The sequence below is a fragment of the Hymenobacter qilianensis genome (assembly GCF_014638675.1).
GTDB lineage: Bacteria > Bacteroidota > Bacteroidia > Cytophagales > Hymenobacteraceae > Hymenobacter > Hymenobacter qilianensis.
Window position 1 is genome coordinate 1,054,374 of the sequence record NZ_BMFN01000002.1, and the last position, 24,680, is coordinate 1,079,053.

At 54.5% G+C, this 24,680-nt stretch carries 23 protein-coding genes and 1 tRNA gene; 15 read left to right on the forward strand and 9 right to left on the reverse strand.

Going from position 1 to position 24,680, the window contains the following annotated elements:
- Positions 1 to 31: 31 nt before the first annotated feature.
- Together recR and IEW06_RS12135 are read right to left on the reverse strand one after the other, a co-directional pair.
- On the reverse strand, positions 32 to 640 hold the full coding sequence (gene recR / locus IEW06_RS12130; protein ID WP_133273675.1) for a recombination mediator RecR: 609 nt from the start codon (positions 638 to 640) through the stop codon (positions 32 to 34).
- Between the two features lie 84 nt (positions 641 to 724).
- A complete protein-coding gene (locus IEW06_RS12135) occupies positions 725 to 1,006 on the reverse strand; it encodes an ATP-dependent Clp protease adaptor ClpS (RefSeq protein ID WP_187732755.1) in 282 nt (93 codons plus the stop codon).
- Between the two features lie 161 nt (positions 1,007 to 1,167).
- Between IEW06_RS12135 and IEW06_RS12140 the strand changes: the two genes are divergently transcribed.
- Positions 1,168 to 1,725, forward strand: a complete 558-nt coding sequence (locus tag IEW06_RS12140; protein ID WP_187732756.1) for a hypothetical protein — start codon at positions 1,168 to 1,170, stop codon at positions 1,723 to 1,725.
- A gap of 56 nt (positions 1,726 to 1,781) precedes the next feature.
- Here IEW06_RS12140 and IEW06_RS12145 read toward each other — a convergent pair whose 3' ends face one another.
- Together IEW06_RS12145 and IEW06_RS12150 are read right to left on the reverse strand one after the other, a co-directional pair.
- Positions 1,782 to 2,453: a YceI family protein gene (locus IEW06_RS12145; RefSeq protein ID WP_187732757.1), complete on the reverse strand. Its 672-nt coding sequence runs from the start codon at positions 2,451 to 2,453 to the stop codon at positions 1,782 to 1,784.
- Between the two features lie 51 nt (positions 2,454 to 2,504).
- The gene (locus tag IEW06_RS12150) at positions 2,505 to 2,954 is read right to left on the reverse strand and encodes a MarR family winged helix-turn-helix transcriptional regulator (RefSeq protein ID WP_187732758.1); all 450 of its coding nucleotides are present in this window, start codon (positions 2,952 to 2,954) and stop codon (positions 2,505 to 2,507) included.
- A 685-nt stretch (positions 2,955 to 3,639) separates the two neighbouring features.
- Between IEW06_RS12150 and IEW06_RS12155 the strand changes: the two genes are divergently transcribed.
- Entirely contained in the window at positions 3,640 to 4,482 is an 843-nt protein-coding gene (locus tag IEW06_RS12155) for a helix-turn-helix domain-containing protein (protein WP_308422013.1), read from the forward strand.
- A 75-nt stretch (positions 4,483 to 4,557) separates the two neighbouring features.
- The gene (locus tag IEW06_RS12160; protein ID WP_187732760.1) at positions 4,558 to 5,067 is read left to right on the forward strand and encodes an SgcJ/EcaC family oxidoreductase; all 510 of its coding nucleotides are present in this window, start codon (positions 4,558 to 4,560) and stop codon (positions 5,065 to 5,067) included.
- Between the two features lie 102 nt (positions 5,068 to 5,169).
- Here the strand turns inward: IEW06_RS12160 and IEW06_RS12165 are convergent, their stop codons facing one another.
- Complete coding sequence (locus tag IEW06_RS12165; protein WP_188548342.1) at positions 5,170 to 6,201, reverse strand: dipeptide epimerase; 1,032 nt, start codon at positions 6,199 to 6,201, stop codon at positions 5,170 to 5,172.
- A gap of 201 nt (positions 6,202 to 6,402) precedes the next feature.
- Between IEW06_RS12165 and IEW06_RS12170 the strand changes: the two genes are divergently transcribed.
- Complete coding sequence (locus tag IEW06_RS12170; protein WP_188548343.1) at positions 6,403 to 7,818, forward strand: dicarboxylate/amino acid:cation symporter; 1,416 nt, start codon at positions 6,403 to 6,405, stop codon at positions 7,816 to 7,818.
- A gap of 266 nt (positions 7,819 to 8,084) precedes the next feature.
- Positions 8,085 to 8,735: a hypothetical protein gene (locus tag IEW06_RS12175; RefSeq protein ID WP_187732763.1), complete on the forward strand. Its 651-nt coding sequence runs from the start codon at positions 8,085 to 8,087 to the stop codon at positions 8,733 to 8,735.
- 57 nt (positions 8,736 to 8,792) lie between these two features.
- Here the strand turns inward: IEW06_RS12175 and IEW06_RS12180 are convergent, their stop codons facing one another.
- Positions 8,793 to 9,491: a bacteriorhodopsin gene (locus tag IEW06_RS12180; RefSeq protein WP_188548344.1), complete on the reverse strand. Its 699-nt coding sequence runs from the start codon at positions 9,489 to 9,491 to the stop codon at positions 8,793 to 8,795.
- A 228-nt stretch (positions 9,492 to 9,719) separates the two neighbouring features.
- Between IEW06_RS12180 and IEW06_RS12185 the strand changes: the two genes are divergently transcribed.
- Together IEW06_RS12185 and IEW06_RS12190 are read left to right on the forward strand one after the other, a co-directional pair.
- On the forward strand, positions 9,720 to 10,319 hold the full coding sequence (locus tag IEW06_RS12185; protein ID WP_187732766.1) for a hypothetical protein: 600 nt from the start codon (positions 9,720 to 9,722) through the stop codon (positions 10,317 to 10,319).
- 132 nt (positions 10,320 to 10,451) lie between these two features.
- On the forward strand, positions 10,452 to 12,779 hold the full coding sequence (locus IEW06_RS12190) for a GAF domain-containing protein (protein ID WP_188548345.1): 2,328 nt from the start codon (positions 10,452 to 10,454) through the stop codon (positions 12,777 to 12,779).
- Between the two features lie 22 nt (positions 12,780 to 12,801).
- On the opposite strand, the gene IEW06_RS12195 is transcribed toward IEW06_RS12190, so the two are convergent.
- From IEW06_RS12195 to IEW06_RS12205, 3 genes are all read right to left on the reverse strand, one after another.
- Entirely contained in the window at positions 12,802 to 13,488 is a 687-nt protein-coding gene (locus IEW06_RS12195) for a phosphatase PAP2 family protein (protein WP_187732769.1), read from the reverse strand.
- Between the two features lie 190 nt (positions 13,489 to 13,678).
- Positions 13,679 to 13,760, reverse strand: a tRNA-Leu gene (locus IEW06_RS12200).
- A gap of 118 nt (positions 13,761 to 13,878) precedes the next feature.
- Positions 13,879 to 14,598 carry a phosphatase PAP2 family protein gene (locus tag IEW06_RS12205; RefSeq protein ID WP_187732770.1) on the reverse strand — a complete coding sequence of 240 codons (720 nt, stop codon included), beginning with the start codon at positions 14,596 to 14,598 and terminating at the stop codon, positions 13,879 to 13,881.
- 95 nt (positions 14,599 to 14,693) lie between these two features.
- On the opposite strand from IEW06_RS12205, the gene IEW06_RS12210 reads away from it, so the two are divergent.
- The 8 genes from IEW06_RS12210 (at position 14,694) to IEW06_RS12245 (ending at position 24,673) form a co-directional block, all read left to right on the forward strand.
- Positions 14,694 to 15,416 carry a class I SAM-dependent methyltransferase gene (locus IEW06_RS12210; RefSeq protein ID WP_229743115.1) on the forward strand — a complete coding sequence of 241 codons (723 nt, stop codon included), beginning with the start codon at positions 14,694 to 14,696 and terminating at the stop codon, positions 15,414 to 15,416.
- A 172-nt stretch (positions 15,417 to 15,588) separates the two neighbouring features.
- Positions 15,589 to 17,409 (forward strand): M61 family metallopeptidase, encoded by a 1,821-nt coding sequence (locus tag IEW06_RS12215; protein ID WP_188548347.1) that lies wholly within the window; start codon positions 15,589 to 15,591, stop codon positions 17,407 to 17,409.
- Between the two features lie 13 nt (positions 17,410 to 17,422).
- Positions 17,423 to 18,655: an MFS transporter gene (locus IEW06_RS12220; protein ID WP_187732774.1), complete on the forward strand. Its 1,233-nt coding sequence runs from the start codon at positions 17,423 to 17,425 to the stop codon at positions 18,653 to 18,655.
- Positions 18,656 to 18,776: 121 nt separating this feature from the next.
- Positions 18,777 to 19,373 carry a hypothetical protein gene (locus IEW06_RS12225; protein WP_187732775.1) on the forward strand — a complete coding sequence of 199 codons (597 nt, stop codon included), beginning with the start codon at positions 18,777 to 18,779 and terminating at the stop codon, positions 19,371 to 19,373.
- A gap of 124 nt (positions 19,374 to 19,497) precedes the next feature.
- Complete coding sequence (locus tag IEW06_RS12230) at positions 19,498 to 20,511, forward strand: MBL fold metallo-hydrolase (RefSeq protein WP_187732776.1); 1,014 nt, start codon at positions 19,498 to 19,500, stop codon at positions 20,509 to 20,511.
- 144 nt (positions 20,512 to 20,655) lie between these two features.
- Positions 20,656 to 22,149, forward strand: coding sequence for a sodium:solute symporter (locus tag IEW06_RS12235; protein ID WP_188548348.1), 1,494 nt, complete (start codon positions 20,656 to 20,658; stop codon positions 22,147 to 22,149).
- A gap of 103 nt (positions 22,150 to 22,252) precedes the next feature.
- A complete protein-coding gene (locus tag IEW06_RS12240) occupies positions 22,253 to 22,729 on the forward strand; it encodes an energy transducer TonB (protein ID WP_187732777.1) in 477 nt (158 codons plus the stop codon).
- Positions 22,730 to 22,837: 108 nt separating this feature from the next.
- Positions 22,838 to 24,673 carry an ABC transporter ATP-binding protein gene (locus tag IEW06_RS12245; RefSeq protein WP_188548349.1) on the forward strand — a complete coding sequence of 612 codons (1,836 nt, stop codon included), beginning with the start codon at positions 22,838 to 22,840 and terminating at the stop codon, positions 24,671 to 24,673.
- Positions 24,674 to 24,680: the final 7 nt, after the last annotated feature.

Sequence of the window (24,680 nt, forward strand, 5' to 3'; positions counted from 1 at the left end):
ATCAGGCGGCCAAAAAAGCCCCCCAGAGCAGCTACCGCGCCTGGCGCTGCCGCTCCACAATGCTGCGGCCCAGGGTTATTTCGTCGGCGTATTCCAGTTCGCCCCCAACCGGAATGCCGCGGGCAATGGTGCTGATGTGCACGTCGGGGAACTCGCGGAGCTTGCGCGTGAGGTAGAAAGCGGTGGTATCGCCTTCCATTGTGGGGCTGATGGCGAGGATAACCTCTTTTATTTCCGACTCAGGAATACGCTTGAGTAGAGAATCAATCTGCAAATCGGAGGGGCCAATGCCCTCAATGGGTGAAATAACGCCCCCCAGCACGTGGTACACGCCTTGGTACTGGCTGGTGTTCTCAATGGCAATTACGTCGCGAATGTCAGACACGACGCATACCATGGCATGGTCGCGGAGCTTGTTGGCGCAGATGCTGCACTCTTCAGTATCGGCGATGTTATGACAGGTGTGGCAATAAGTGATTTCGAAGCGCATTTTGGCCAGCGCCTCCGCCAGTGAAGCGGTGCTGTCGCTCTCCGCCTTCAGGAGGTGCAGAGCTAAGCGCAAAGCCGTTTTGCGGCCAATGCCGGGCAGCTTAGAAAGCTCCGCCACGGCGTTTTCTATCAGTTTGGAAGGAAACTCCATCTAGGTTGAATGAGTGAACGGGCGAACGAGTAAGTGGGTGAATGTTTATCGCACTAATAATCACCGACTCACCCTTGCAGCCATTTATAAAATATCGGCCGAGATACCGCGGTCGTGGATGGCGGTGCACATGCCGGCCAGCTCATCGTAGGCGCCGTGCTTTACAGTACACTGACCCTTGTAATGAATCAGCAGGGTGCACTGTTCGGCCTGTTCAGGCTCGTGCCCGCATACGTCGATAAGGGTTTTGATTACATGATCGAAGGTGTTCACGTCATCGTTGTACACGATCAGGTCGCGCACGTCGATGGTTTCTTCGAGCAGTAAAACGTCCTCGTTATAGTCAATCTGCGGCTTGGTGTCCATGGCGCAAAAGTACGGATTATCAAGGAAAAAGGCGCAGATTTGGGCCCGCACCGGCCTAGTATAACCACCACGCGGGCAGATTCGTTTCGGGGGTTATACAATCATTTACCGTGTAGCGCACAGCGTCAGACAAGGCGGCCCGCTTGCCTCTCCTCCCTCCTATGCCCGTTCCCTCCACCGATTTTAAAAAAGCCCTCAAACAGCTCCCCGACAAGGAAAAAGAAGCCTTATTGCTGCGCGCCGTGCGCCGCGATGCGGAACTCTACGAAACATTTGCCTTCGAGCTGCTGCCCGATGTGACCGTGGAGCAGGTGTATGAGCAAACCGCCGACCGCATTCACGAGCTATTCAACGTGGCCGTGACGGGGCGCCTGCTGAATCGTAGCCTGAATAAAGCGCTGAGCAAAGCCACCAAAGAAACCGCCCGCGCCCGCCGCATCACCAAAGACAAGCGCCTCGAAATCGACCTGATTCTGTACACGCTGCGCCTGATTTTTGACAACTATACGGGTCAGTTCGATAGTCCTTACAACGGGTTTTACGTGAGCACCGCCCGCCTGACAACCCGCGCCGTACAGCTCGTGCTCACCAATCTGCACGAAGACCTTTGGCTGGAATACAAATCAGAACTCGATGACTTCCTGACCCAGCTCCACAACCGCAGCAAAAGCCGCAACCTGCGCTTCGATATGCCGCGCGAGTTGGTAATACCAAACTAAAAAAGCCCCCCAGACCAAGTCTGGGGGGCTTTTTTAAGCTTAAGAAATCAGGCTACTTAGTTAGCAGCAACACCATTGCCTTTCTTGGCAATCACGTTGAAGCTCAGCGTGAACTCATCGTAGATGGCTTTGTCGCCGATGCCTTCAAAGAACGACTTCGAGCCGTACTTGATGTCGTACTTAGTTCGGTCGATGGTAGCAACGCCGGTGGCAGCAGCCATACCGTTCTTCACGCCTATCTTGGCGGGGAAGGTGATGGGCTTCGTGATGCCTTTGATGGTCAGGTCGCCGGTGATGGTGGCGTTGTTGGCATCAGCAGCAGCACCTTTGATCGGGGTGATGTTCGTGATTTTGAAGATAGCCGTTGGGTTTTTCTCAACACCGAAGAAGTCATCAGCCTTCAAGTGACCTACCAACTTGCCGTTGCTATCAGCATCCTTTAGGTCGGTTACTTTCAGCGAATTCATGTCAACTGTGAAAGTACCGCCTACAAGTTGGTTGCCGCGCACGATCACGTTGCCTTCTTTGAACTGAACGGTACCGCTGTGCTCACCGGTTACTTTTTTACCTACCCAGCCCAAGGTGCTCAGCTGAGGCTGAACCGCATAAGCGTTGCCAGCAGCTTTGGCAGTGCCGGGAGTAGTTTTCTTAACAGCTGGCTGTTGAGCCATTGCGGGAGCAGTAAACAGGGCAGCAGCGAACAGGGCTGACAGAGCAATTTTTTTCATGATCGGGGAAAGAGAAAAATGGAGAATTAAGCTTGAGTTAACTGAGAGCCGTCAGTCACGGATTTTATCGAGCAGGTCGCTCAGCTGAGCGGCTTCTTCGGGGGTAAGATTATGTAAGCCGGTATTCTGGTGACTAACCACACTTTCCATATTGTGCAGTAGCTCCAGACCAGCCTCGGTAATATGAATATCGACGGCGCGGCGGTTGCTAGGGCACACAGTGCGGGTAGCGTAGTTTTTGGCAACCAACTTATCGACAATGCGGGAGGCGTTACTGGTTTTGTCGAGCATGCGCTCAATGAGCAGATTCACGGTGGCGGGCTTGGGGTGCTGACCACGCAGAATGCGTAAAATATTATACTGAGGCAGCGTGACGTCAAACTCGCGGAAAGCCGCTGCCTGACGCAACTGTATCCAGCCCGTAGTATATATCAGATTGATATGGGCCTTCTGGTACTCGTCTTTGAAAGTGGGCTGCTTGATTTCGTCTTCTATTTTCATGATCGGCGGCGTACTCTTGCCGAATGATGCTACAAATATATGTACATACATTTAATGTTGCAACATAGTTCGCAAGAATATTTTTTATTAGGTATTACAGATATTATTTATCCTCACATCAACTGAGTGTTTAGCAAGCCAGAGCCAAAACCTATAATTCAACGGCAAAGCATAGGCAAAGTCTCTGTAGCCATTTTATAGTTGCATCGTCACAAGCTTAATGGCCTTACTTGTGCTTTTGTTTATTTGAGGCTGATCGGAGAATTTAACAGGCTATCCAGCAAGAGAGTACTTGCCCAAAGCTACTGGCTCTTCATTCACCTGGGAGCAGAAGCACAGATGTTTGGCTACTATACCCCCGACGAAACATCTGTTAGTCCCAACGTATTCTTTCGTTGCCAGTCATGTCAACTGATACTGCTGCATCCTGCCTGAACACCGGCTTTCGGTAGCCCATGTGGCGCAGGAAGTATTCCACGTTTTTACCTACGCCCACATCTGTATGTAGTCGTTGGGATACTTTACCTAACTTTTTTAGGCAAGCACGCTTTTGAGCTTGGTTAGCCTGGCGCAAAGTGGCTTTCCTTCTTATCAATTCTGCTCAGTATGGCAGTCAGTTATGCAATTAATATCTTGGTATTCCGCTGTTATGTATTCGGATGAGGAAAGCAACTAAGTATGAATCATGGTAAATCCATTCTGCCAATTTTATCGCCCATGTCCTGCGCTTCAGCCCTTCATCAGCAATTACATGCTCATGCATGTTCAGTTGGATCCGCGTGCTCCTAGGGTAGTAAATCCTTATCCAACTAACCCAGAGCAATGCTTGTTTTTCTACGCCCGCGACCCGATTGAAGTATTTAATTACAGCAAGCGCCAAGAAATAACCAGCCCGCATAGCGTAATAGTTGGCCCACAGGTAGCGCGCGTAAACCTGCGTATGGGCTACAACCAGCTGACCATCAAGGTGGGTTTTCAGCCTGGGGGGCTTTTTCGGTTGTTCCGTACGCCCATGTGGCAACTCCTCGACCAGACAGTAGATAGCTACGATCTGGTAGGCCGCGAAATCAACCAAGTAAATGAGCAGCTGCGCGAGATAAACGACTATGCGCAGATGATTGTCTTGGTAGAAACCTACCTATTAAGCAAAGTAGCCGCCCACAAAATTGATGCGCACGCGGTAGATAAGGTAGCGCGGCTTATGCTTCAAAGCCATTCGCGGCAGTACTCCTTAGATTGGCTAGCCGACCAAGCCTGCCTGAGCCCTCGACAGTTTGAGAGGAGGTTTTTGGAGCGTATTGGTATGAGCCCCAAGCTATTTATGCGGGTGGTTCGTTTTGCTCAGGCCTACCGCTTAAAGGACCGGCAGCCGGAACTAGACTGGCAGGACATCGTTCATCAGTGTGGCTATTATGACCAGATGCACTTGATCAAGGATTTCAAGCTGTTTGCTGCCGTCACACCTACTATTCTGCTAAAAGAAGAAGCTGCCTCTCCCCTCCGACTCTTTGCGGGCAGCCCATTCTAGATGTCGTTTTTTTACTATTTCCCCCTTGGCTGAGCCTCTACCTTCGATTCATCACTTTTAAAACGATGAAACGATATGAAAAAGCTACTCAGCCTCCTCCTGCTTTTGTGTCTGACCAGTGTCGCTCACGCACAGATCCCTACCACAAAGTATTCAGCCGATGAAAAGGCTGTGCTGCAAGTAAATGAAGGCCTTGCCGAGGCATGGAATAAGCACGACTTAGACCTTTATTTCAGCTACTTCGCTCCTGATGCACAGTGGGTGAATGTAGTAGGCATGTGGTGGCGCAACAAAGCAGAGCACCAATACGCCTTGGATGTATTTATGAAGCTCATGTTCAATAAAACCAAGCATACGATCCTTCACACGGAGGTTAGAATGTTGCGGCCGGACTTAGCTATTGTGCGCCACAACTGGGAGTTGGAAGGCTGGGTAATGCCCGATGGCCGCGACATGAGCGATGTGTCTACCGGCGTAATGACGCTGATTGTGGAAAAGCGAAAGGGGAAATGGCTCGTCATCGACGGACATAACACATCCATTGATAAGAACGCCAAGGATCCCGTACTGACAATGAAGAAATAAGGGTAGTCAGAGATATGAACGCCGCTCGCTAGAATAGCTTAGCGAGCGGCGTTCATATCCTTATTGCTGCGCCTAAACAGTAAGAATATCTTTTGAGAAAAGTTATCTCTCAAGATCAGGCACGGATGTTTGAGCCCGGAGCAAGCCATTTTTCTCCTGCACCAGCCCAAACGGCTCGTCGCGGATAATGATGAACCCGTCTAGGTCACAGACTTGCGCCTGGCTGCTTACCTGAATTGCCCCCCAGATGCCTAGCGTCGTCTCCACCATGCAGCCGATCATCGTATCGAGGCCGTGGGCGCGGGTTTGCTTGAGCAGGCGCAAGCCATTGCGGTAGCCGCCGGCCTTCATCAGCTTCATATTCACACCATGAAATTGCTCAGCAATGTCGGCAAAGTCGGCTTCGTTGGTTACCGATTCGTCGGCGAAAACGGGATACGGCGAGCGGGCGCGCAGGTAGCGGTAGTGGTCGGTGCAGGCGGCCGGCAAAGGCTGCTCTAGCAAGCGCACCGCGAGGCCGGGCAGGGGGGCAATTTTTTCCAGAAACTGTAATAGCGCGTCGGCGTCGGTCCAGGCTTCGTTGCCGTCAATGATAAGCTGGCGGCCTGGGAGGGCGCGCGTCACTTCGCGCAGCAGGTCAAAGCCGCTGGCTTGGTCTACCTTTATTTTAAGGATAGAAAACCGCCCCATATCCTGCTCCCTAATAAACTCTGCCACGTCGCCGGGGGGCATTATGGGCAATGTTAAAGCGGTGAGCAAGGAAGCGGCCGGCTCCGGCAAGCCCAACACCGCCGCCACCGACTGCCCCGTGTGCGCGGCCTGCCAGTGCACGTAGGCCGACTCCAGAGCAAAGCTCAACGCGTGCGCTACGGAGTGCTGCTCTAAAAATTCTGTTAGTTCATCCAGCGAAGTTACGTAGGCCAGTCCTTTTGCTACTAACTGCTCAAACTCCGCTTGCAGCCCTTCCGGCGACTCGCCGTAGCGCACATTGGGCGCTGCCTCCCCCCAACCTACCGCTCCGCCAGCTTCCTGCTGCACCCGCACAAGCAGGTTGGTTTTGGCAGTAGAGGCGTTGCGCGATATTTTCCAGGTATAGCGCAGCTGCAGCTCACGCGTTTCGATGGTCCAGAGCATAGGAAGGATATTGGGAGCAGGCCGCCGGCATGGCACGACCAAGCGCAAAGCTACTTTTATAGAGCGCTAAAATCAGCGATGCAGCGCAGTATAAAAAGCCCCCCACCACGATTAATAAACTGCACACTATTCAAACTCTGCAACTGTTGACTGAAAACTTATCTTTGCTGACAATCCCCGGTAACCCCCACCCTATCCTGCATGAAGTTTTCGCGCATTGTTCCGCTCATTCTGATTTTGTCGCTGGTGGCCATTGTGCTCACCGTCCTATCAGCTTATAATATGGTGGCGCTGCCACTCGCCGTGCCCCGCATAGCCCGCTGGCTGGCACTGGCCGCGCTAGTAGTGTATGGGTATCAGCGCCGCTCGCTTACCTTCTGGATAGTAGTCAGCATGTTTGTGGGGGCCGAAATTGGCAATGACTATCCGGTCTTCGCCCAAAGCCTGAAGGTGCTCAGCGACGTATTCCTGCGCTTGGTGAAAACCATTATTGCTCCCCTCGTATTCGCCACATTGGTTGTAGGCATTGCCGGCCACGCCGACTTGAAGCAAGTAGGCAAAATGGGTATTAAAGCCTTGGTATACTTTGAAGTAGTTACCACGTTTGCCCTGTTCATCGGCCTGGCAGCCATCAACTTGAGCAAAGCCGGTGTTGGCATCAGCCAGGCCGGGGCCGATACGAGTGAGAAGCTTCAGGCCGTAGAGCAGTCCACCTCTGACATTATTCTGCACATCTTCCCCGAAAACATTGCCAAGTCGGTAGCCGAAGGGCAAGTGTTACAGGTAGTTGTGTTCGCTATCATTTTCGCCATTGGTTTGGCCATGGTGCACGGCAAGCATCGCCGGCCAATGCTGGAAGTAATGGAAAGCTTGTCGGAAGTGATGTTCAAATTCACTAACGTGGTTATGATATTTGCCCCCCTGGGTGTAGGCGGTGCGCTAGCTTATACCGTGGGCAAAATGGGCTTTGCGCCCCTCTTCAACGCGTTCCAGCTGCTGCTCACCCTGTATGTGGCGCTCATTGCCTTTATACTGCTGGTGCTGGTGCCCATTGCCTTTATTGCCCGTATCCCAATCAAGCGCTTCGTGCAGGCTATTGCCGAGCCGGTGAGCATTGCGTTTGCTACTACCAGCTCGGAGGCAGCGCTGCCACGGGCCATGGAAGCGATGGAAAGCATTGGGGTGCCCCGCCGTATTGTGGCCTTCGTAATGCCGACCGGCTATTCGTTTAACCTTGATGGCACTACACTTTACCTTTCGCTGGCGGCCGTTTTTGTAGCGCAGGCGGCGGGCGTGGAGCTGAGCTTTGGTCAGCAGCTGGTAATGGTGTTTACGCTGATGCTTACCAGCAAAGGCGTGGCGGGCGTGCCCCGCGCTTCCCTCGTAATTCTGCTGGCGACGGTGGCCTCCTTCAACCTGCCCTCCTGGCCGGTATTCATCATCCTGGGCATCGATGCCCTCATGGATATGGCTCGCACCGCCGTGAACGTAATCGGTAACTGCCTGGCAACAGCCGTAGTAGCCCGTTGGGAAGGTGAATTTGTAGATAACTACGTAGCCGAACCCATTGACGACCTCGCTGAGGAAGACAGCGCCCTGGCGCAGCATACACACTAATCCTCTATATCCTTAACGGTAGTTTGCTGCTCAAGCAGCACCAAGCATGTTCTTGCTTTATTGAAAAAGTAAAAGAGGCCTCCTTAGAAATAAGAAGGCCTCTTTTACTTAAATGAATGTCGTGCAGCTTATACATAGCCAATCTGGTATTTATTCAACTAAATGTATTATTTATTGAATAAGCATACATTATGCCTTATAATCGGTGCTAAAATTGTCTTATTTTTGATATAGCCATGTGCTTATCGCTCTGAATGACAACGTTTATGAAACACGCTCTACGGTGCTTAACCCTCTTGCTGCTGTCCGGAATTATCCTGTCAGGCTGCAAATCGGCGGATAAAGTATTGTTTAAAGCTTCGTCAGCTAGCCTCACCAGCCGTCTGCCGGCCCTGCAGGTCGATGTTGACAACAGCTTGCTCATGGTGACCGAGGCCACAGAGTATGACGATGCGCGCAAGATGTTTGAGCAGGAGTTAAATCAAAACATCATCGACGCCGGCGACAGCACCAAGTTTGGCTATGTGAAGCTGCAAATAATGGAAGCCTCCGTGTCGCGGCCAGGCCGGGCCTTGCAGGTTTTTCAGATGATGACCTTGCTTACTCCCTCTATGATAGGCATCCCACTCGGCTGGTATTGCAGTCGGGTGAGGGCCGAAGTGCAGCTGTATGATGCTCACGGTGAGCTACTGGGTACTTATGCCGGCACGGGCCAATCATCGGTGCGGGTGGCCATGTACCATGGCTATTCTCAAAGCGACGCCCCCCGCTTGGCCGATGTATTAGCCCTTCGCCATGCCCTCGACCAGATTCGGCCCCAGCTGGAAGTAGACGCCGCCGCCTTGAAAACGGAGTTTGCAAACCGTGGCCCCGTCGAAGTTATCATGGGCCAGACCGTGGCCACCAGTCCTAACTAAAAAAGCCCCCCAGCTACGTAACTGGGGGATTTTTTTATAAAAATCGTTGCCTGAATCTTACTCAAAAGCCAACTCCTGGGGCTGTTCGCGCAAGGAGCGTAGCCCCGACAGATCGACAATACTGAACCCCACCTTCGAGAGGATAGGGACCACGACGAATAATAGCTTCTCGGTGAAAGAATCGAGGACACCGATGCCGATGGGCCCCAGCGCCCAGATGACAGGGTAAGCAATCCAGAGAATAGTCAGAAAGCTGAGCGCCTTATTGTAAACAGCAGCCAGTGCGGGGCCCTGGCTATAAGCGCGGCGCCGTAGTGGCCCCCAGAGCGTCCACATGATGCCAAGAAAAGCCATTACGCCCAAGCCGTACCACACCCAACGCACAGAGCCGGTAGATAAGTCAGCAATGAGGCCGGTGAGAATCATGAATATATCGGCCAGCACCAGGCCGCCAATAATAACCCGGTCCTTTTTGATGTAATACATGCCCGTGGATGCCAGGGCAAACAACAGCAACGGTGTCGTTACTACCCAGTCGAGGTAGCGGGCGAAATGAGTGGTATCGCCTACTTCGGTGGTGCCTTGGCCTGTAGATAAAGCAAAGTAGGCCGTAGCCGACCACACCGGAATCAGAAAAGCCACCAGATACTCGGCCCGAGGTACGCCACGCCGGTCAGCCAAGCCCCAGTACAGAAATAAAATGGCCCCCAGAATCATGCAGACAATATAAATGGAGTAGAGCGTAGTGTCAGTCATAGTAGGAGTTTCGGTTGGTGTGTCTGCTTGCTAATACCCTAGCTTATTTGTATATGTTACAATTTAAATATAATTAATCCTATTTTAACCTCGACCAGGCAAAGCAGATTATTCCCTTTGATTTGTTTGAAAAAGCGTGGGTCCGCATAAATTTCAACCATTGTCCGCTGACTTTATAAAGCCTTGGGGAACATCTGTATTCTCATCTCACCCCTATCTTTACCGGCTATGAGGCGTAAATTATTTACCTGGCTGCTGGGGCTATTTGTAGCCATAGCGGTAAGTGCCTGCTGCGGCAGCGTATCCTGCGAGTGTAACGACACCTTCGAAGATGCGATCTACTTTCAGTTTAACCTCGCTGATTCACAAGGCACCAATGGCTTCCGTCCCGCCGATGTTGATACCGTTGTGTTGGTGCGCTACCCTTACGTTGATCCGTTGGTGCAGCTACCGCCAAACGCGCCCAAAGTGCCCAACGATACCGCCCGCATTATCCGCTCGTTAGATCTGGTGACTGAGCCTATCATACTCAATACTGCCGCCCCTTTCACGGCGGGCGGTGCGCGCAAGCTCGACGCTTACAAGTATCAGCTCTACGTCGTTCGACACTTCCCAGGGACCGCTACTCCTCCCGAAACCGTCTTCTTCTCGCTCGATTCTATTATGCTGGCGGGCCGTTTCGTAGGCGACGGGTGCTGCACCTGCTATCAGAACGAGGGCAAAAAGCTACGCGTGACGAAGGCCGAAAAGCCTGGTACCTCAGGCACTATTTTGGATATAACCCCTGCCGAAGGCGACGAGCCAAAGACTGTTGTGCTTAGCCGCTAAAATATTGGCAATGAACGCGCAACAAGCGGTATTCAGACTTACATATCTTACGTATACTAGCCTTGCCGGGCTAGATATAAATGGCTGCTGTTTGTAAATCAAAAAATCATTATCGGGGTTATACGCTTTATCATGCTGAAAGAATTATCACCCCACGTCGCCACGGCCTTTCCGTTTGCCACGACTCTGAGTCTGGAGCCGCTGATTGCGTATTGGCAAGCCCGCGAGACTGATCCTAATGCGGGTATAGCGCTGCTCGCGCGCTCCATCGGCGAGCAGGTGGCCGCTGCCGAATGGGCCCGCGGCCCCATCCTCGACCATGCTACCATTGAGTGCAACTGCGACTTGGTAGAAACCCTTATGCTGGCCGTCATTCCGGCTGCATCTTTCCAAACGGCTATTAGCGGCGTTATTCCGCCTTTCCAGCGCTACAGCTTCTACCATACGCCACGCTTTGCGGAGGTGCTGCTCAATCCACAGCAGAACATCAAGCAGCCGCTGAACGTGGATGCGCGCACCATGGAAGTATACATGGCGCGAATGGCTTATGCCCTGATTCTGGATAAGATATACGGCGTGCAGCTGCCGATTACGGGCTCTATCACGTTTACAGTACCCGATTATAACATTGGCCTATACCGTCACTACAGTGTCGATTTCGACTCTACATTTCTGGATGTGCGCGTGATTGGTGAGCGCCCCGCGCTTACGTCGGCGCAGCTGGACACGCTGACACACAACCTGCACCGCACCGACTTGTGGCAGGAGCTTTTGCCCCCCAGCAGCTTTGAACTGGTAGGTTTTAACATCCTGAACCTGGCTGATGTCACGGAGCAGGAAATTCTCTCGGAGCTGAAGTACGATCTGCTGGAGCGTGATGTTCTGCAAGCCTCCGACCGCCTCGAGCAAATTCAGGAAAAGCTGCGGGTGCTGTTCGGACGCCCTTTCTTGCAGCTCGGCATTGCCGCCTATGACGAGAAGAAAAAGGCGTTTGTAGACTTTGGGCGCAAAATCAACCACAGCTTTCTAACCAAGCAACTAGCTCACCAGGAGGCTGGTAGCGGCTTCCGCCAGATTTACTCTCAGCTCTGGCAAGACCGCCAGCCGCTGGTATTGGAGGACGTAGAGCAGGCCGACATTCCCGAAGATTTGCGCCAGCAGATTCTGGGCATCGGTATTCGCAGCGCAATTCTGGCCTTGCTCCCGTACGGCGACGACACGGTGGGTTTGCTTGAGCTGGGCTCGCCGAATGTGAACGATCTGGATGAGTTTTGCCTGGAGAAGGTTAATCAGTTTGTGCCCCTGTTCGCGGTAGCGGTGAAGCGCAATGCAGAAGAAATTCAGACGCGTGTACAGGCGATTATTAAGGAGAAGTTTACAGCCATTCACCCGACTATGGAGTGGCGCTTCACTGATGCAGCATTGAACCTGCTGGCTAAAGTGGAAGAAGGCAACAAAAACGCTGAGATAGAGCCCATCGTGTTCCATGACGTGTATCCGCTACACGGCTCCAGCGACATTCGCAGCAGCAGCACCGCCCGCAATGACGCTATTCAAGGCGACTTGATCGAGCATCTTACCCTAGCTAATAAGGTACTGAAAAAGGCTTCGGAGTTTCAGGCCTTGCCTATTCTGGACGAGCTCAAGTTTTACGTAACCAAGCACCTACGCCGCTTGCGCCAGGGTATCCTGACCGGCGATGAAGTAAGCATTTTTGAGTCGTTGAAGACGGAGGTAGAGCCCCTGTTCGAATACTTGTCTCAGAATACTCCCGATTTGCGGCCCGTCATTGCCAACTATTGGTCTAATATGGACCCTGATCTGGGCATTCTGTACAAGCGTCGTAAGGAGTTTGAGCAAAGCGTAACGCTGCTCAATGATACCGTAAGCGACTACCTTGATGAGGAAGAGGAAAAGGCCCAGGAGATGTTTCCGCACTACTTTCAGCGCCTCAAAACCGACGGTGTAGAGCACAATATCTACGTCGGTGCTTCGCTGGTAGAGAATAAGCCCTTCGACCTGGTTTTCCTGAAAAACCTGCGCCTGTGGCAACTGCTGGTAATGATAGAAATTACCCGCCGGACTGCGGAGCTTCGTGATAAGCTGCCCGTACCACTAGAAACCACCCAGCTGATTCTCATTCATGGTCAGCCGCTTAACATCCGTTTCCGCCTCGATGAGCGGCAGTTTGATGTAGATGGCGCCTACAACATCCGCTACGAAATTATTAAGAAGCGGATTGATAAGGCCACGGTGCTGGGCACTGGCGAGCGGCTAACGCAGCCGGGCTACATCGCCCTTGTTTACGCGCAGCAGCGCGAGGCCGATGAGTATCTTGAATACCTTGATTATTTGCAGGACCGTGGCCTTTTGGAGCCGGAAGTAGAAGAGCTGGAGCTAGAGGAACTTCAGGGCGTGAAAGGGCTGCTGGCCCTTCGGGTGAAAGTGAAGCTCGGATAATTTATTGGATGGAGAAGCGGGTCTACTCGGCCTCTTCCTCATCTAATAACGCCTCCTCGCGCCACCATAGGTGCAAGCCTGTGCGCAGCAGAATAAGCCACGCCAACCCCGCCGCGAAACCTGCCAGAACATCAGTGAAGTAGTGGACGTGCAAATACACCCGGCTCAGACCAATTACGAAGGCCCAGAACAATAGCGCTGCTGCCCAGGCCGGGTGGCGGCCATGGCGCCATAGCAGCCAGGCCAGACAGCCGTACAGCGCTAACCCAATCATGGAGTGGCCACTGGGAAAGCTGAGTCCATATTGCTGGAACAGAGCACTATCGGGGCGCAGGCGTTGAAAATGGGTTTTTAGCAATTGATTGAGCAGCGCCGCGCCCACAATGGCCCAGAACACTTCCAGGCCTTCGCGCCGGAAATTGCGCAGCGCCAACCCCGAGGGCAGCAGGATGGCGGTGGCCACCAAAAACGGCGCAGAAGCAAAAAATGTAATTCCGCGCATCAGTGGCGTAAGCACGGGCCAATTGGTTCGGTGCGCATCTATCCACTGAAACGCCGCCTCATCCATCGCCTTCGATTCATGCTCAAAGACGATGCGCGTGAGGTAAAAAAACACCACGAATGCCGTTATAAACAACACACTGACCAACACAACTTCTGCGGTCAGCAGCCCTAAGAGCTTCAAAAATCGGGCAGTGAGGTTTTTCATACCGGAAAATAGCGCTTCAACTGCTTTCTTTCCACTATTCTCTTTTCTAAAGAATAGGAAGATCAGCTTTCTAGCCTTCGGGTATAAACAGGAGCCTCATGCTAGTCAAAGCCTGAAATACTACTTCTGGGGGGCTTTTTGCTGGCCCGAAAACAAAAAAAGCTGGCCCGAAGGACCAGCTTTTTTGTTGTGCGCTCGGGGAGACTCGAACTCCCACACCTTGCGGAACTGCCGCCTGAAGACAGCGCGTCTACCAATTTCGCCACAAGCGCAGCATTAGCTAAAAGGCACTTTCCTCGTTGGAGGTGCTTTTAACGCTGCAAAGATAGGAGCCGCCGAGGCTTTCCGACAATTCTTTTCTCAAAAATTTCTACTCACTATCCGCCCGTTCTAGCTTGCGGGCTGTTCGTCAAGGGATTGCAAGGGACGACGGAGTCGCTTTTTTGTTTCAAACTCTACGCGCCGCAGCACCGGAATGGCAATTAGCAGCCACACGATACCGGCAGTGAAGCCCGCCAGCACATCGGTGGCGTAGTGCACACGCAGATACACGCGCGTGAGGCCAATAATCAGAATCAGGAGCCCCAGCACACTGATTAGGAGCCAGCGCCAGACCGGGCGGCGCACGTGGGTATACACCAAGTAAATCAAGAGGCCATAAAAGGAGGCGCTGATCATGGCGTGGCCGCTGGGAAAGCTCAGGCCCGACGCGGAGGTAAGCGGCAGCAAGGGCCTGGGGCGATTGTAAAAATTCTTCAACACCAGATTGAGCGAAATACTGCCCAGGGCTACCACCGGAATAAGCAGAGAGTACCATCGGTGACGGCGCAGAAACAGAAACCAGCCAATCAAAGCGAGGGCCACCGTGGTAATGAAATTGCGTGAGGCTAGAAACGTGATGGCTTCAACCCACACCTGCTGCTCGGCTCCCATCAGGTCGCGCGCCCAGCGAAATGCCTGCGCATCGAAGCTGGCCGCATCCTGGTCGAATACTTCCCGGCTGACGGCTAAAAAGACCACCACGCCCACGACCCCTAGCGTGAGCATAATGGCAAATTCGGTGATAAATAATAAGAAGCCCGCCAGCAAGCGGCGCAAAGCATTAGTCATAGAGAATGAGTACGGGTGCTGAAGTGAGTACGCTGCAGACTTTGGTATGTTTACGCAATCCAGGAAAGCACACCCTGAGCACCAGCCCCCAGCTAATGGCTGTTCTGGTGGGCTGCAACCTCAGCCGCTTGCTTTCAACAACTACACCATTCACTTCAAACACGGTACCCATCGAACGCAACTCAGCCTCTTTCGATTTTGTGGCGGCGTTCTACGATCCGCTGGCCCGCTTGGTGTTTGGCTCGGCCTTGCAGCGGGCGCAGCAAGCCGCATTGGCATATTTGCTCCCCAGTGCGCCGTCGGTGCTGATTGTGGGCGGCGGCACGGGCTGGGTGCTCTTAGAAACACTAAGATTGCGGCCGGCAGCGCGCATTTTGTACCTGGAAGCCTCAGCGGCTATGCTGCGCAAGTCGCAGGCTTTGCTGCAGCGGCATGCGCCGGCTCACGTGGCGCAGGTTGAGTTCAGGCTTGGTACGGAAGCGGATTTGCCCCCCGGCGCTCAGTTTGACGCGCTTATCACCTTTTTTCTGCTCGATTTATTTACTCTGCCTGATCTGAGGCGGCTGCTCCAGCGCTTGCAAGCAGCTAGCCTGCCCGGCGCGACCTGGCTAGTCGCCGATTTTTGTCCCCCAGAAGTGTGGTGGCAACGCGGGCTGCTGACGGTGATGTATGCATTTTTTCGCCTGACAGCGAATATTAAGGCCCGGCGCCTGCCGCCCTGGCCCGAGGAGCTGGCGCGGCTAGGGCTTAGTCGGATAAGTCAGGAGCGTTTTTTTAGCGGGATGATAGAAGCGGCGGCTTTTAGGTTTCCTCTATAATGCCTCCCTGCCCGAAAATTTTTGCCGCTTTTTTCATCCGAAACGCTCTTTGGTGCAAATCAGCAGCATTGGGGGGCTTTTTCATTTGAACAGCACAACACATTTTTCGCTTCGGGGTCTGAAAATCACCCATTTTTACCTTTCCAACCTCCCTGTCCACGTACCTGTTCCGATGCATAAAATTGCTACTTCCCTTCTCGTTGCGCTGGCTATTTCCGGGGCGGCACTGGCCCAGGCACCAATACAGTACAGCGTGGCTTTCCCGAATGCGGTACACCACGAGGCGCAAGTGACGGTGGTTTTCTCCGATCTGAAGCCCGGTCCGTTGCAGGTACGCATGGCGCGCAGCTCGCCAGGACGCTATGCCCTGCACGAGTTTGCCAAGAACGTGTACGCCGTAAAAGCCACCGACTCCAAAGGCAAAACACTGACTATCAGCCGTCCCGATCCTTCCGGCTGGGATGTAACCGGCCACGATGGCACGGTGCGCTTTAGCTACACCCTCTTCGGCGACCGTACCGACGGCACCTACGCGGGCATTGATGAGCGTCACGCCCACCTGAATATTCCCGCCACTTTGGCTTACGGTCGCGGCCTCGAAGATCGCTCCGCCCAAGTGCGTTTTGAGCTGCCCACCGGCTGGCAGGTAGCCACGCAGCTGCGCCCCGAAACGACCGCCAACACATATTTTGCCCCCCACCTGCAATACCTCATGGACTCGCCTACCTCGCTGGGAGTCCAGCAGGTGCGCACCTGGCAGGAGCAAGGCAAAACCATTGAGCTGGCGGTGCTGCACGAAGGCACGGCGGCTGAGCTCGACACCTACGCCGACCAGACGAAGAAGATTGTGCGGGAGGCCAGCGCCGTTTTTGGGGAGCTGCCGGCTTTCGATTTCGGGCGCTATACATTCATTGCCAACTATTTGCCCCAGACCAGCGGCGACGGTATGGAGCATCGCAACTCCACCTCGCTTACCAGTGCCCGCCCCTTGCGCGGGCAAGGGGCAATTGACAACCTCGGCACCGTATCGCACGAGTTTTTTCATGCCTGGAACGTGGAGCGAATCCGGCCGAAGTCGTTGGAGCCGTTTGACTTTGACCGCGCCAACCAGAGCGAGGCATTGTGGTTTGCGGAAGGATTTACCATGTATTACGGCGACTTGCTGTTGCGCCGGGCTAATATTCTGACGGAAGATCAGTACATGAAGGAGCTGACAACCATCGTCAACAGCATGGTAAACTCGCCGGGGGCCCGTTTGTATTCGCCGGTGCAGATGAGCCAGCAGGCGCCTTTCGTGGATGCGGCGGCGGCAATTGATCCGAATAACCGCGTGAATACCTACCTCTCGTATTACACCATTGGGGGAGCAAATGCGCTGGCGCTCGATCTGATGCTGCGCCAGAAGCACCAGACGGATCTGGACGCGTATATGCGGGCCGTATGGCAGCAGCACGGGCAGGGCCAGCAGAATTTTGCCCCCCAACGCCCCTACACGCTCCCGGATTTGCAGCGAATTCTCGGGGAAGTGGCCCGCGACACAGCCTTCGCGGGTCAGTTTTTCCGCACTCATATTACCGGGCACGAACTACCTAATTACGAAGAGTTGCTGGCTCCTGCCGGCCTGTTGGTGCGCCGTGCCCGCCCCGGCCAGCCCAGCTTAGGTTTCCTCGACTTAACTTTTGCCCCCCAGGGCGCTACCATTGCCGGCAGCACCTTGGTCGGTAGCCCGCTTTATCTGGCTGGCATCGATCGGGAAGACGTGCTGCTTAAGCTCGATGGCAAAAAGCTGAAGGATCGGGAGGCGCTGCAAAAACTGCTCAAAAAACACAAGCCCGGTGACGTGGTTCCCGTGGAGGTTCGGACCCGCGCGGGAGTGCGCACCGTGCAGGTCACGCTGGCCGAGGTTCCGTCGGTAGAAGTAGTGCCGGCCCCCACGGCTACGCCCGAGCAGCTGGCGTTTCGGGCGGCGTGGCTGGGAAGTAAAGTGAAGTAGAGAGGCTTACGTTTTGATTGAGAATCCCCGGCTCGCGCTTATTTACGCGGTTATTCTGCTCGATGTGATTGTGGGCTCGGCTATCGGTCCGATTCTGCCGGAGTATGTGCGCGCGTTGCCGCAGCCACAGCTGTGGCTGTCATTGGGTACGGGTCTGTTTTTGGGTGTGCAGCTGTTTTCGGCCCCGCTCCTGGGCCGCCTTTCCGACGGCTACGGCCGGCGGCCCATCCTGATTTTGTCGGCGGCGGGTACGCTGCTGGCTACGGCTTTGCTGCTGCCGGTGCGCACGGGCCTGTATTTCGTCAATCGGCTGAGCGACGGCCTCACCAACGGCATGTACGCCACCATCCGCTCCTCTATTACGGACATTTCGAATAAAGACGACCTGTTCAAAAATCTGGGAATTGAGGGGGCAATTATCTCCCTGGGTTTCGTGCTGGGGCCCATGGCGGCCGGCTTGCTCCTGACCACGCTGGAGGTGCCCCGAGTTGAAGAAGCGGCTTATGTCTCGGCCTTGGCGGTGGGCCTGGCGGCAGTGAATGTGCTGCTGAGCTTTCTTCTCCCCGAAACCCACCGCCAACGCTCGCCCGTGCGCGGAGCCGAGCTGCGCGCCGAGCTAAGCCGCGGCCTGAACCCCTTAACCCTGTGGACCCGCCTGCGTGCCCTGGATACTCCTAGTAGCGACCTGCGCCGCATTGTGCTCATGCAGTTGGCCCTCACGCTGAGCACAGGCTATTATTTTTACTTCGTGCCTTTCGTGAGTTTGGGCGAGCAGCAGATGAACGCACAGGAGATCTCCTACTTTTTCATGTTCTTCGGAGCCTTGAGCATTGTGCTCAACTATGTGTTTTACACCTACTTTGCCGATCGTATCAATCAGCGGCGGGCTATTTTCTGGCTAGCGATACTGGGCGTACCGGTGCTGGCTGGTTATGGTCTCATCGGCTCGTCGCGGGTGGGCCTATACGTGCTCGTGACGCTGGATTGCCTTACATTCTCCCTTATTCTGGGCTTGCTGGAAGGCTTGCTGGCCCAGCGCACAACTGAAGCAAACCGCGGTGAAGTATTTGGCTTGAATCAGGCGTTGCAGGGGCTGGCCAGCTTTGCTACTACGTTGGTATTCGCTGGCTTATCCGTGCTGGATCTGCGGCTGCCGTGGGCGTGGTTTGCGCTGTGCCTGGGAGCCGTAGCGTGGCAGGCCCGCCGCGGCACAACGCTGAGCCCGGCTACTCATCCACGAATCTAAAGCATGATTTGGGAGTTTTCTTCGTATCAAAGAGCAACCAATTCTCCCTGAGTGGGGTCTGGTAAGTTCCAGCTTCGTAACTTGAAGCTGCTTTCTGGTTTTGCGCTTTTCGCTTTGATCTATGGTTTCTAAAGTATCCGCTTTCCTGATTGGAGCCTGCCTTTGCCTCGCAGGCAGCGTGCTGGCCCAAACGCCCACTGAGGCAGAAGCTGGCTCGCCAACGCCCAGCTTACTTCGCTCGCGGGTTTCTTATAACCTGAGCGCTGGGGCTATGTTCGCCGGCCGCCTTGGCTCTGCCACTTACCTCAGCCCAACGATGAGCTACCAGGCTACCAACCGGCTTCGACTATTCACCGGCCTGACGTATATACGCTCCTTACCAGGCGTATACTACTCCCCTACTGCTATTACCGATGGCGGCGGCCCCATCACGAGTGCTCCGATGGCCACCAACCATTACCTGGTGCAGGCTGGCGCCGAATATGCGCTCAGCCCGCGCGTTTCGTTGACTGGTACCGCCTGGCGCGACTTCTCCAATTTGCCCCCCGCACCTGGTATCCGAGGTTTTAGCGGTGGCAACATGGGTTCAGGGGTCAATGTGCGGGCTGATTATCACATCACCGAAAACTTCTCCATTTCGGGTGGGGTACGCTACTCTACCGGCGCTGCTCCGGGTTATGGCATGGGTATGGGTCCGGGCTCGCCCTACGGGTGGTAACTCTTTGCACTGCTTAACAGTTAGTTAAAAAAGCCCCCCAGTCACGACTGGGGGGCTTTTTAGCGTTTTGAACAGGTTGTTTGTTTACCTTTCCACGCCGCTTTCCACTTCTATTTCGCCTATTATGGCCGCTCGAACCACGTATCGTCGCAACAAAAACCTGAAAACCATTCGCCCGAATTATCCGGGCAACAAGATGATTGGCGGCGAGTTCTGCAACGGCGAAGCGCTGTACGAGCCCAAGTTCAGCAACGTAATCCGCTGGCAGCTAAGCGAGAACCCACAGAAGGCTGAGAAGAAGTCCGACACCTGGACGCCGGCCGTAGTGCCGTGCGCCGAGGCCTTTACCTCAAATGAAGATATGCTGGTGTGGCTGGGCCACGCCACGTTTTTGTGGCGCGTGGCCGGCGTCACGCTCTTATTCGATCCGGTGCTGTACTCGTCTCTGGGCCTGCGGCATCGGCATGCCCTTCCCTGTCGCCCCGAAGAAATTACCGGCATCGATTATCTGCTGCTCTCCCACGGTCACCGCGACCATCTCGACGAAGCTTCCATAAAACTGGTAGCCCGGCAAAACCCCAACATGCAGGTGCTGGCGCCGCTTCATATGACCAAGCTGCTGCGCGGCATGGCTCCCAATATGTCAGTGCAGGAGGCGGGTTGGTGGCAGCAATATGATCTGGGGGGCAATTCTGCGCTGGAAATCACCTACCTGCCCGCCTCGCACTGGCACCGCCGCGGCCTGCTGGATATGAACCAGGTGCTCTGGGGCAGCTTTATGCTGCGCGTGGCGGATAAGCTGCTCTACTTCTGCGGCGACAGTGGCTTCGGCGACCATTTTGAGCTGATAGAGAAGCACTTCGGCCCCCTCGACATCTGCATTATGCCCATAGGCGCCTACAAGCCATCTTTCATGATGCAGCAGAGCCACATGGACCCGCACGAGGCCGCCAAAGCCGCCAATATTCTGCGCGCCGGCCATGTTGTTCCCATGCACTACGGCACCTTCGACCTGTCCGATGAGCCCGCCTCCGAGCCCCTACGCACTCTTCAGGAGGTAGCCCACGGCCAGATGCTGCGCGGCGAGCTGCACGCTCCGGCCGTGGGCGAAGTGCTGCGCTGGCAGGACTGGGAATAGGGTAGCTGCCGGGGCCACCAACCTATATTATTGCTGTAAATAAGGCATTGCTGCTTAGCTTTACTCTTTATTACGAGCCGGCCGGCCGACGAAACCCAGCGTTTTTACCCGGCAACATCCTTCGTTCAATCTCAGCACTTCCGAATGTCGCCCACCCTTATTTTGAGCCTGATTGCGGGCTACTTTGTCATTCTTATCGTCATTGCGCTGCTTACTTCGCGCAAAGCCACCAGTGAGAGTTTCTTCGTTGCCAACCGAAATGCCCCCTGGTATATGGTGGCCTTCGCCATGATCGGCACCTCGCTATCGGGCGTCACGTTTATCTCGGTGCCGGGCATGGTGCAGGCGCAGTCGTGGAGCTACATGGCGGTAGTGATGGGTTATACGGTTGGCTATCTGGTTATTGGATTAGTATTAATGCCCTTGTATTATCGCTTGCGGCTGATGTCTATTTATGGGTATCTGGAGCAGCGCTTCGGGTTTTGGAGCTACAAAACCGGGGCGCTTTTCTTTTTGATCTCGCGGGCGGCGGGTTCTGCCTTGCGCCTGTATCTGGTGGCGGGCGTGCTGCAACTGGCCGTATTCGACGATATGGGCGTGCCTTTCGTGGTCACGGTTATTGTCAGCATCATGCTTATCTACCTCTACACCTTTCGTGGGGGGCTAAAAACCATTCTCTGGACCGATACTTTCCAGACGCTGGCCATGCTTACCTGCGTGGGCGTAAGTATTTATCTGGTGTCGTCGGAGCTGAATCTGGGCTTCGCTGATCTGGTGCGCACGGTGAAAGAAAGCGACATGTCGCAGATCTACTTCTCGGATATCAAGGACGACAAGTTTTTCTGGAAGCAATTTGCCTCCGGGGCCTTCATCACCATCGTCATGACCGGCCTCGACCAGGACCTGATGCAGAAAAACCTGAGCTGCCGCAGCCTCGGCGATGCGCAGAAGAACATGTTCTGGTTTACTATCGTGATTGTATTCGTCAACATCTTGTTCCTGACGCTGGGCGTGCTGCTGTATAAGTTTGCGGCCGAAAAAGGCATTCAATTGCCAACCAACGCAGCAGGCAAGATTATCGGCGACGACGTATTTCCGCTGCTGGCCACCGAGCACTTCACCTTGTTTGCGGGCATCATCTTCATCCTCGGCATCGTGGCCGTCACCTACGCCTCCGCCGATTCTGCCCTCACGGCGCTTACTACGTCGTTTTGCGTCGATTTCCTTTCCATCCAGCAGTATCCGGAAAAGAAGCAAACCCAACTGCGCCAGCTTACACACCTGGGCTTTTCGGTTGTGCTCATTGTCATTATTCTGATTTTCCGCGCCATCAACGACCAGAGCCTTATCACGGCCGTGTTTAAGCTGGCGGGCTACACGTACGGGCCGCTGCTCGGCTTATTTTCCTTCGGCATCATGACCAGCCGCATGCTCCGCGAGCCGCTCGTGCTGCCGGTTTGCATCGCGGCGCCGTTGCTTACTTTGCTCATCAATGCCAATTCGGAGGCGTGGCTGGGGGGCTATAAGTTCGGATTTGAAATCCTGCTGCTCAACGGCTTACTTACATTTCTGGGGCTATTAGCTATTTCGCGGTCAGCAGTGCCAGAAGCAGTACCAGAGTTGAACCCTGCGCGCTAATAGTTGTTGGAAAAAGGATGGCCCGCTAACTGGTTTGTACCTTTGTCGTACGCCGCTAGTTGGGGTATTTTGCCCCCCAGTCTGGTTTTATCCTTTTCGCCCCGTGAAAATCTTTCCTCTTCTGTTGCTGCTTGTGGGTTTACCGACGGCCGTATGGGCTCAGCAGCCGGCTAAAGCTCCCGTTGTGTTAAAGCCCGGCCAAATGCAGGCTCAGGCCAAACCGGCCGCTAACCGGCCCGATGTGCCTCCGCAGTTTCCGGGTGGCGCACAGGCAATGAATGATTTTTTTCAGAAGCAGGTAAAGTATCCGGCCGTCGCACGCGACAAGTCTATTACGGGCAACGTGGTTACCACTTTCACCGTGGAGGCCGATGGGCGCGTCAGCAACTCGGCGGTTACTACCAGTCTTTCCCCGGAGTGCGACGCGGAAGCCCTGCGCGTGCTTTCGCAGATGCCGGCCTGGAAGCCTGCCACCCGCAAAGGGCAGCCGGTAGCCGTGCAGGTGCGCTTGCCCGTGCCATTCGGCAATTCAACGATTATCGAAGTGGAGAAGCCCAAGGGCAAAATGAAATACGAATAAATAAGACATGAGTACAGAGAGGTGAGAAGTGAGACTCTGTTCCGCCATAATCACGGAGACAGAACAAGGTCTTACTTCTCACCTCTCTGTACTCACTTCTAAGATAGAATGGCCAGAAGTGGAATGAATACCAGCGGCACGACCCTTGATCCGGACGTGCCCAAGAAGAAATTAACGAAGGAAAGCTTCCGACAGGGCCTGCGAATATTTCGCTATGTGCTGCCCTACCGCACCAAATTCATTGTGGGGATGGTGCTGCTGGCTTTGTCCAGCGCCACGGTGATGGCCTTTCCCTGGGTTATCGGCAAACTAACCGACGCGGCCAATGGTCAGCCGTTTGTGTTGCCGAATGGCGGCGCGCTTACGATCGATACAATCGCGGTGGGCCTGTTTGTGATTATCCTGTTTCAGGGCGTTTTCTCTTTTGGGCGGATCTGGTTTTTTACGCAGGTCAGCGAGTTTACCGTGCGTGATATCCGGCAGGCCTTGTACCGGAAGTTCGTAACACTGCCTATTCCTTACTTCGAGAAAAATCGCGTAGGTGCTATCACCTCACGCATCACCTCCGATGTGGGCCATATTCAGGACACCTTCTCGCTTACGCTGGCTGAGCTGTTTCGCCAAATCACGACGCTGGTTGTCGGCACCGTGTTTATCATGATGGTGTCGGTGAAACTGTCGCTGTTTATGCTGGCGACGTTTCCGCCTATTGTGCTGCTGGCCATGTTTTTTGGCCGTAAAATCCGGATATTAGCCAAGGCAACGCAGGATGAGCTGGCCAAAACCAACGTTATCGTAGAAGAAACGCTTCAGGGAATTAATACGGTGAAGGCGTTTACCAATGAGCAGTTTGAAACCAACCGCTATACCGCTTCGCTCACCAATACCGTCAGAGCCGCTTTGCGCAGCAACCGCTACCGCGGCGGCTTTGTGTCGTTTGTGATTGTGGGCCTTTTTGGGGGCATCATTCTGGTGCTGTGGCGGGCTGCTTCCTTGGTGGCGGCGGGCCAGATGACTATTGGCGACCTGACGTCTTTCGCCCTTTACACCATCTTTATCGGTGCTTCGGTCGGGGGCTTGGGTGAGCTGTATGGCAAGGTTCAAACTACGCTGGGCGCCTCAGAGCGCATCCTGGAAATCCTGGATGAGCCCTCGGAGCCCACGCACCGCCCCCGCATGGTAGGCATGGCCCCCCTGCAAGTGCGCGGCGACATCGACTATCAAAACGTAGCCTTCAGCTATCCTACCCGCCCCGATTTGCCGGTGCTCAAGGATATCAGCTTCGATATTCAGGCCGGCGAAAAGATTGCGCTGGTGGGCCCCAGTGGTGCCGGTAAAAGCACCATCGTGCAGCTGCTCATGCAGTTTTATGAGCTGAGCGCGGGCAAAATCCTCATTGATGGCCGCGACGTGCGCCTGTTTGACCTCACGGAGCTGCGCGGCCACATCGGCATTGTGCCCCAGGAAACTTTGCTGTTTGGTGGCTCTATCCGGGAGAACATCGCCTACGGCAAAACCGACGCTACCGACGCCGAAATAACGGAAGCAGCTCGCAAGGCTAACGCCTGGCAGTTCATCTCTTCTTTTCCCGAAGGTCTGGACACGGTGGTGGGCGAGCGGGGCATTAAGCTTTCGGGCGGACAGCGGCAGCGCGTAGCCATTGCCCGCGCCATCCTGAAAAACCCCGCCATCCTCATCCTCGACGAAGCCACTTCTTCCCTCGATTCGGAGTCGGAGAAGCTGGTGCAGGACGCGATGGATGAGCTGATGAAAAACCGCACCAGCATTATCATTGCCCACCGCCTCAGCACCATCCGTAAAGTGGATAAGATTCTGGTTATCGACGGGGGCCGCATCGTGGAGCAAGGCCGGCACGAAGAGCTTTCGAACAGCGAGAACGGGCTATATGCGAATCTGCTGAAGCTCCAGTTTGAGTTGTCATAGACTAGCG